General features: G+C 67.4%; 5 protein-coding genes. 1 reads left to right on the forward strand and 4 read right to left on the reverse strand.

The features are described 5' to 3' along the window. The 4 genes from A8G15_RS28375 to A8G15_RS28390 form a co-directional block, all read right to left on the reverse strand. Positions 1–4,768, reverse strand: a 4,768-nt coding sequence (locus A8G15_RS28375; RefSeq protein WP_068166534.1) for a putative T7SS-secreted protein, incomplete at its 3' end; no start/stop codon positions are given. A gap of 3 nt (positions 4,769–4,771) precedes the next feature. Next, positions 4,772–5,365: a hypothetical protein gene (locus A8G15_RS28380; RefSeq protein WP_068166535.1), complete on the reverse strand. Its 594-nt coding sequence runs from the start codon at positions 5,363–5,365 to the stop codon at positions 4,772–4,774. After that, positions 5,362–5,751 (reverse strand): hypothetical protein, encoded by a 390-nt coding sequence (locus A8G15_RS28385; protein ID WP_068166536.1) that lies wholly within the window; start codon positions 5,749–5,751, stop codon positions 5,362–5,364. The genes A8G15_RS28380 and A8G15_RS28385 overlap by 4 nt, the downstream gene beginning before the upstream one ends. Positions 5,752–5,927: 176 nt before the next feature. Continuing rightward, positions 5,928–6,560, reverse strand: a complete 633-nt coding sequence (locus A8G15_RS28390) for a pyridoxamine 5'-phosphate oxidase family protein (protein ID WP_068166538.1) — start codon at positions 6,558–6,560, stop codon at positions 5,928–5,930. Between the two features lie 246 nt (positions 6,561–6,806). Between A8G15_RS28390 and thiC the strand changes: the two genes are divergently transcribed. Then, entirely contained in the window at positions 6,807–8,456 is a 1,650-nt protein-coding gene (gene thiC / locus A8G15_RS28395; protein WP_068166540.1) for a phosphomethylpyrimidine synthase ThiC, read from the forward strand. The last annotated feature ends 56 nt before the right edge of the window (positions 8,457–8,512 follow it).

Below are 8,512 nucleotides of genomic sequence, written 5' to 3' on the forward strand. Positions count from 1 at the left end.
CTAAATCTGTGCAAGTCAGGTCGTAGTATTGTCCCGGCATTCGCACCGGCGTGGATTCCGGTCCGGTCCAGTTCGTTCGTCCCCAAATGTTGGTCTGCGACCAGCCTCGTATCGCGCAGCTCGCTGGTTCGATCAGTTCCGATATTTCTCCGGGGCGACATTCAATCATCGCGACAAATGCCGGAGGATAATTCTCTGTGTCACGTATTTGCAGGATCGCCGTGAACGACCCGGGACGATAGAACCATCGAGTCGTTGTGGAGGAAATGGGATTGAATTCCTCGATCGTTCGTTGACCATCCCACAGGAAAGTGGTTGCAGCAATTGCTGAATGCTCTCGTGTCCGGATCCGAAATTTTTCCACCCGACGGCCGAGTGCGTCGTAGCGGTAGCACCACCACTGGCCGTCCGGGGTGGACACATCGGTGAGTTGGTCGAAGGCGTTGTAGCGGTAGTGCCAGACGTCCGGTTTTCGGGAGAGGTGGGTGGTGACCTTGCGGATCAGTCTCCCGGCCGGGTCGTAGAAGTACCTGTTTCTGCCGTCCCGGACGAGCAGGTTGTTGTGGTACTCGCGGCCTTCCATGCGGTCGGGGACCTCCGGCGCGTGGAGGTCGTCGTTGATGTGGGGGAGACCGGCGGTGATGTTCGAGAGTGCGTCGTATTCGTACGCTTCGACCAGTGCCTCGTCGCGGGTGATCGCGCTGATCCGGCCCGCGGGGTCGAGGTGGTACGCCGTGTGAACCGGGGACTCATCGCCGACGACACCCGTGGCAGCGCTGAGAAACCCGTCCGGCCTATACGCGTAGTCGTCGCGGCGGATCGAGAACGGGGCGGGCCGAACCGGCGTGTCGCCGAAGTTCAGGTTCAGGTACGTGGCAGGGAAGCCGGTGACCTGTTGGCCGGCGAGTTCCCCCGTGGGGGTGAAGGATCGATCGACCTGGACCTCGCCGATGCGCCAACCGTCGAGCCTGCCGGCGTGGTCGTGACTGAAAGTGATCGAGTGGCCGTCGGCGTCGAGACCGGTGGTGCGGCCGAGGAGGTCGTGGGACCACGTGGTCACCGCACCGGACGGGGAGGTGCGGCGGGTGCGACGGCCGCGAACATCGTGCTCGTTGACCAACGGCGGCTGATCGTCGAGCGTCTGCGTGGCCACCTGACCTGTGGGGGTGTATGTGAATTCGAGAGTGTGGGTCACGGCGTCGTCGACACCGTTGACCGCAGTGAGAACCCGGCCGGCCGGGTCGTGTGTGTAGCTCAGGAACTCACCGGAATCCGCGGTGATGGAGGTGAGATTGCCGAGGATGTCGTAACGGTGATGCCGAGTGACACCTGTAGCGGAGGTGACCGAGGCGATGCGGCCGAGCCGATTGTGCGTGTAACGGGTGGTGGCACCGGTGTAATCGGTTTCGGCCGCGAGCCGACCGGCCGTGTCGTACTCGTAGGTCCAGCGTTGGCCAAGAGGGTTGATGACGGCGGTGAGCCGGCGCTCGGTGTCGTGGAGGTAGCGGTGGACGGATCCGTCGGGGTCGGTTCGCGCGGAGACCTTGTCGAAGCCCCCGTAGGAGTAGCTGGTGACGAAACCGGCGCGGTTCGTGTGGGTGAGGAGGTTGTTCTCGCCGTCGTACGTCCAGGATTCGCCGAATCCGTCGGGGTCGACGCGCTGGGCTGGTTTGCCCTCGGCGGTCCAGTCGTAGCGAGTGATCGCGCCGACAGGGCCGGTGACGGTGATCGGGCGACCGAAATGGTCGCGTTCGATCCGGGTGACGGCGCCGTAGACGTCGATGACCGAGATGGACAGTCCGGCCGCGTCGACGTCGATGACCGTGCGGTTGCCGTCGTCCGTGCGGACTTCACCGACGGCTCCGCACGGGTGATGGTCGTATTCGGTGCGCGCTCCCGCTTCGTCGACCGTCGCGACGAGATTGCCCGCAGCGTCCCAGGACTGACGGCGGACCGTGCCGTCGGCGTTGGTGATGGCGGCCGGGCGATTGGGGTGCGCGTAGTCGATCCTGATGCCGGAGCCGTCGGGGCGGGTGATCGCCGCGACGTTTCCGTCGGGGGTGTACCGGTAGCCGGTGGTGCCGCCGTCGGGTTCGGTGACGGTGAGGGGTTTACGGTCGGCGTTGTAGGTGATCCGCCGACGGCCTCCGTGGGGGGCGGCGATGTCGCGGAGTCGCAGGTCGTTGTCGAAACCGTAGGCCGTGGTCGCCCCGCGAGAGTTGGTGACGGTGGTCAGGCGGCCGGTACCGTCCGGGAATTCCGTGTAGTCGAAGTCGGCGTCGAACACGCCGTCGGTGCCGCGCTGGCGGATCACGCGTCCGTGGTCGTCGTAGGTGTTGACGACCGAACTGGTGTTGGAATCGATCCACGAGGTGATCCGGTGCTGCTCGTCGTAGGTGAAGCGGGTGCGGCCGCCGACCCCGTTGACGACTTCGGTGAGGTCACCGGCGGTGTAGCCGAAGCGGCGGATCACGGTGCGGGAAGGATCTTCCCCGGTCCTGCCGACGACCGCCATGGTGGTGATCCGTCCGGCCTCGGTACCGAACACAACTCGGTAGCCGCCGGAATGGCTGACCTCGGTCGGTGCGCCGGTGCTGTCGTAGTGGAAGCGGATCCGGTTGTGGTGCCGATCGGTGATCGCCGAGACGGCGTAGTTGCCGAGCCCGGTGTCCACGCCGTCGAGTACCGGATCCGGGGCGAAATGCCACGTCATCTCCGATGCCGGATCCCACAGGCGATACCCGCCGGCTTCGGTTCGCGTCAACGTCCAGCGTTGCCCGCCGGTGATCGGTTCGACGCCGACACCGACCTCGTCGTGCGGATAAGGCAGCAGCATCCCGTCGTCGAACACCACGGTCACGCACGACGCTTCGACGACCACGCGCATGTCGAGCGTCGACGACCACGAGGGCCCGAACCAGCGACCGAATCGGTAGTTCGATCGGTGTCCACGTTTGATCGTCAGCGGGAGTACGCCCGGCAGGGTGAGGTCGACCAGGGGCAGAAGGAACTCGCCGGTGGCGGTGGCGACCGGGTCGCCGGTCTTGTCGGTCTGCCGGTCGGTCGCGGTGTGTTCCGGTGGGTTGTCCATCGCTTCGTCGCCGACCGACCCGCTACCGTGCCGGCCCTGGTCGATGTCGTTGCGCACCGCCGGGCCGTCGGCGTCGTGATGGTTGCCCGGAGTATGCTCGCCGCCGCTCGCCGGAGCAGTGGGCGTGTCGTCGGAATCGTGGTGCGGCCCAGGAGGGTCGGCGGCATCGGGGTCGGATCCTGCGTGTCCCGGGCCCGGTTCACCGTGCTCGGGGCCGTGCGTTTCGGGAGTCGTCGCCGGTGCGCCGTTGTCGGGGTGTGTCGCTGTGGGACGGCCCGACTCAGGGTCGGTGCGTGGGGGAACCTCGTTGTCGTCGGATGACCGGGTCGACTCCGGCTGCGATGACGGACCGCCCTGATCGCCGGGTCGGTCCGCCGAGGTCGGTGACGCGCCCTGCACTGGCTCGTTCGCCCTGGACGCGGTGTCCGATGTCGTGTGGGCAGGCTCGGGTGCCGCACGCGGCGAGGGCGTCTGGTGTGCCGACTCCGCGCTCGACGATGGGGTGTCGGCCCGGTCCGGCAACCGCGGCGGGCTCGCGCCGTCGATCCGTTCGACGACGCGACCGGCGTCGGCGATGTCGTCGACCCGCTCGAGTGCGCTGAGCACGGGTTTCGCGGCGCCGGCGCCGCCGGTCGCGAGGGTGAGGACCGCGTCTCCGGTCAATGCGCCCAACGCCTCGGCAGGGTTGTCCTTGACCCCGTCCCACAGCGCGCCGACCGTCGCACCGGGGTCGGCAGCGGCGACGACCATCCCGGCCGCCATGTCGGACACCCTCGCCAGGTATTCGCCCGGGTGCGTGGCGTTGTAGATGTCGCCGGGATTGACCGACCGCACGAACCCGACAATCCCGGTGAGCGAGGTCAGCAGCCCGGAGGTGAAGTTCTGCTTCGCGTACTCGAAGGCGGCGTCCACGTCGGCGAAGTTGCTACCCCACCGCTGCAAGAACGGTGGTTCGGCCGGCGCCAGGTCGGTCGCCGCCGCCAACGCCGCAGCTGTGGCCGACGCCGCGTTGTCGCGTTGAGCGCGGGCATCACGAAGAATCTCGCGGGCCTGTTCGCGCAGCGCCGTCCACGTGTCGACCAACGGGCTGTCGCGTTTACGGTCGTCGGACAACGTATTCCACGCGTCCTTCCGAGTCTTCTCCTCACGCTCGGCCTCGTCCCAGATCGCGATCGCCTCGGCGGCGCGTGCCTGCGCGACACCGACCTCGTAGAACCACGACTGCAACGTGGTCGACGCACGACCCATCGCGTCGGAGCCCTGCCACCACAAGCGTGGCTGCTTTCTGTATTCGTCGTGGAACGCGGAGGCCGCGTCGCCCGACCATTCGCCGGTGTCGATCGTGTGCAGGGCGTCGCCGGTCGACTCGATCGAACCGCCGATCGAGACCAGCGTCTGCACTGCCGAATCGATCGCGGACTGCTCGCCCCGGACGAGTTCCTTCGGATCCCGGCTCTGGCCGAGTTCCCTCTCCGTCGGTTCACCGCCGGTCGCGTCGACGATCCCGTCGCCCAGGTCGTCGAAGAAGTCCCCGACCCCGTCGACGCCGGCGGCCCGCGCGCCGTCGGCGACGACATCGAAACCGGAGTCGATCAGCTCACCGGCGGCCTCGACGGCTGATTCGAGACCGGAGGTGACAGCATCGCCGAACGAGTTGACCGCGTCCCGCCAGCCCACGGCCTATTCGCCTCCGGATCCGCCGGCCCGGAGCTCCGCGGCGCGTTCTGCCACACCGGTGTTCCAGGCGAACGGGGAAGCCGAAGTCTGCGCGTTCTCGGCAGCAAGCTGACCGAGCATGGAGGCGTTGCCGCCGACGTGAGCCAACGCGTTGTCGAAGGATTCGATGCTGTAGTCGGCGTTGAGAACGTGGTTCCAGGCGTTGTCGGCGAGGGTGTCGCTCCACGAGCGGCACTCGATCTCCTCCGCCGACAGGTGCGGGTTGCCGGCGAGGTCGGTGAACATCTGCTTGAACATGCCGGAGAACTGCTGCTCCATCTCGTGGTAGCGCCCGGCCGCCAGCCCCAGGGTTTCGGCGATCGCGTTGGCCGACTGCACCAGAGCCCGCACGCCCCACGACCATCGCTCGGTGAATCCTTCGAAGCTGCGCTGCACCGCCGGTGCACCGGCCTCCATCGGCGACAGCGTCAGCAGCGAGAATCCACGTCCGACGGTGGCGGTTTCGCCGATGCCCAACCCGTCCAGTGCGTCGATGATCCCGGTGATGCCCTGTGCTGCCTGGTTCAGGACCGCCGGATCGACCACGAGTTCGCTCACCGGGCGCCCGCCGTGTCGTCGGCCACGGTGGGCGGGAACATCATCGGCGCGGAAGAGAGCACATCTACAGCGACCCCGGTCGGTTGTTCGCGCGCCGCGGCGTAGTCCCACAACCGCGCCCCGAGCATCGTGTGGAAGCGGTATTCGCGATCGGGGTCCACCCCACGTGCCGCCGTGAACTGCGCCCACTCGGGTATTCCGGTGAACGCGCACACCCACTCGAGACTGCCGAGATGCAGGTGCAGGATGCGGTCGTCGTCGACCAACGGCACGACCACCGTCGAGTCCCGCAACGCCGCCGACAGTTCCGCCGGCTGCCCGAACCCCGCATAGAACGCCGCGATCTCCGACACCAACAGCCCGGAATCGACCTGCGCAACCGTCATCCGCCCCCTCGGACGAACATTCCCCCGAATGTCCGGCCGCGAGGCTACCAGCACGACCCGACGCTCTCGGGGCGGAGGCGTCCGGACCGGCCGGGTTCGAGTGCGCAGAAGTTGTCGCGACACGCCGGGCGGCGACAACCGGAACCGCACGTTCGATACGGCCTGCCCGGGTTCGGTCAGAGCAGGGAACGGACCGAGCCCGGCAGCGGCACAGCTGAATCGGTGAGCGCAGAACGCTCCGGCGTGCCCGCGACCGTGCGCAACGGGACGACGCCGGCCCATGCGGTGTGATCCTCGCCGCCATCCGGTGCTTCGCCGGGTCCGGTCGCGCGGACCTTCACGCTCACCTCGTCCAGCGGAAGTTCGAGCACCGTCGTCGCGGCGAGTTCTTTCGCGGACGGCGGACGGACCTCGTCCCACCTGCCCGGCATGAGATGTTCGGTGACCGCACGCAAGGCCGCCTCCTTCCGGTTGTCGGGCACGGGGGTCGCATGTCCGAAAACGACGGCGCTGCGATAGTTCATGCTGCTGTCGAACGTCGAGCGTGCGAACACCAGGCCGTCGAGATGGGTGACCGCGACCGAGACCTCGAGGCCGCTGCGGGCGGCGAGGAACGCGCCGGCGCCCGTCGATCCGTGCAGGTATAGACGATTTCCGTCCCGGCCGAACGCCATCGGCAGCACCACCGGATATCCGTGACGGACGAACGCCACGTGCGCCACCCGCGCGTCGTCGAGGAGGCTGTTCAGGGCCGCGGGGTCGTCGGTGCCTCGGTCCGGTTTGCGGGTGATCCGGGTGCGTTCGCTCATGGCCCGATCCAAGCAGCCGCTCCCGCCACCGGACAATCGAATATCGGCGTTCGAGCGGTACTGGTACTCCGAGTGCCGGCGCGTTCGGGTTGCGAAATCGTCCGACGCTGAATACGGTTCCCCGCGACAACTCAATCACCACGGGAGCTCGCGCCAGCGGGCTGAGAGGACGGCTAGCTCGTTGCGAGCGGCAGGGCCGTCGACCGTACGAACCTGACCGGGTAATGCCGGCGTAGGGAGCGAACCATGAGGGACACCTCTGCCTTGTCGGCTGCCGTCACCACCGGACCGATCGACGGCAGCAGCAAACACTATGTGGACGTCGACGGACTGTCCGTGCCGTTCCGGCGCGTCCACCTGAGCACCGGCGACCACCTCGACCTGTACGACTCGTCCGGCCCCTACACCGACGAGAACGCCCGGACCGACCTCGATGCCGGTCTGCCGCCGGTGCGGACCGGATGGTCGCGCCCGGCCGGCGCCACCACCCAATACGGTTGGGCCCGTGCGGGTGTCGTCACCGACGAGATGCGGTTCTGCGCTGCCCGAGAAGGCGTGGATCCTGAGATCGTCCGCGCCGAGGTCGCCGCGGGCCGGGCCGTGATCCCGGCGAACCACCGACACCGGGAGCTCGAACCGATGATCATCGGGAAACGCTTCGCGGTGAAGATCAACGCGAACATCGGGAACTCGGCGGTCACGTCGTCGATCGCCGAGGAAGTCGAGAAGATGGTGTGGGCGACCCGGTGGGGCGCCGACACCATCATGGACCTGTCCACCGGCAAGGATATTCACGACACCCGGGAATGGATCCTGCGCAACGCGCCGGTTCCGGTCGGGACCGTCCCGCTGTATCAGTCGCTCGAGAAGGTCGGCGGTGAACCGACGCGGCTGACGTGGGAGATCTACCGCGACACCGTGATCGAGCAGTGCGAGCAGGGCGTCGACTACATGACCGTGCACGCAGGAGTCCTGCTGCGGCACATTCCGCTGACGATGAACCGGGTCACCGGCATCGTCTCGCGCGGCGGATCGATCATGGCTGCCTGGTGCCTGGCCCACCACACCGAATCGTTCCTCTACACCCACTTCGCGGACCTGTGCGAGATCCTCGCCCACTACGACGTGACGTTCTCCCTCGGCGACGGTCTGCGCCCCGGCTCGATCGCCGACGCCAACGACGATGCCCAGTTCGCCGAACTGCGCACCCTCGGGGAACTCACGAAAGTGGCTCGCGCTCATGGGGTGCAGGTGATGATCGAAGGACCCGGGCACGTCCCGATGGACAAGATCGCCGAGAACGTGCGGCTCGAGGAACTGTGGTGCGACGACGCCCCGTTCTACACCCTCGGACCCCTCGCGACGGACATCGCGCCCGCCTACGACCACATCACCTCCGCGATCGGCGCAGCGATGATCGCACAGGCCGGCACCGCCCTGCTCTGCTACGTCACGCCGAAAGAGCATCTGGGACTGCCGAACCGCGACGACGTCAAGACCGGTGTCATCAGCTACAAGATCGCCGCACATGCCGCCGACCTGGCCAAAGGGCATCCCCGCGCGCAGCAGCGCGACGACGCCCTGTCCCGCGCCCGCTTCGACTTCCGGTGGCGCGACCAGTTCGCGCTGTCCCTGGATCCGGACACCGCCCGCGCCTACCACGACGAGACGCTGCCCGCCGAACCCGCGAAGACCGCGCACTTCTGCTCGATGTGCGGACCGAAGTTCTGCTCGATGCGGATCTCCGCGGACGTGCGCGCCCACGCGCAGGACCACGGCCTGACCGACACCGCGGCGCTCGACGCCGGGAGGGTCGCGAAATCCGAGGAGTTCACCGGCCACGGAAACCGGCTGTACCTGCCTATCGCCGCAACCTCGACGCCCGACGTCTCCTGATTCTCATGGTGAGGGGAACCATCACCCGGTCAGACCGAATACTGGTTCCCCTCACC

It is taken from the genome of Rhodococcus phenolicus, from assembly GCF_001646785.1.
In the GTDB taxonomy this organism is placed as follows: domain Bacteria; phylum Actinomycetota; class Actinomycetes; order Mycobacteriales; family Mycobacteriaceae; genus Rhodococcus; species Rhodococcus phenolicus.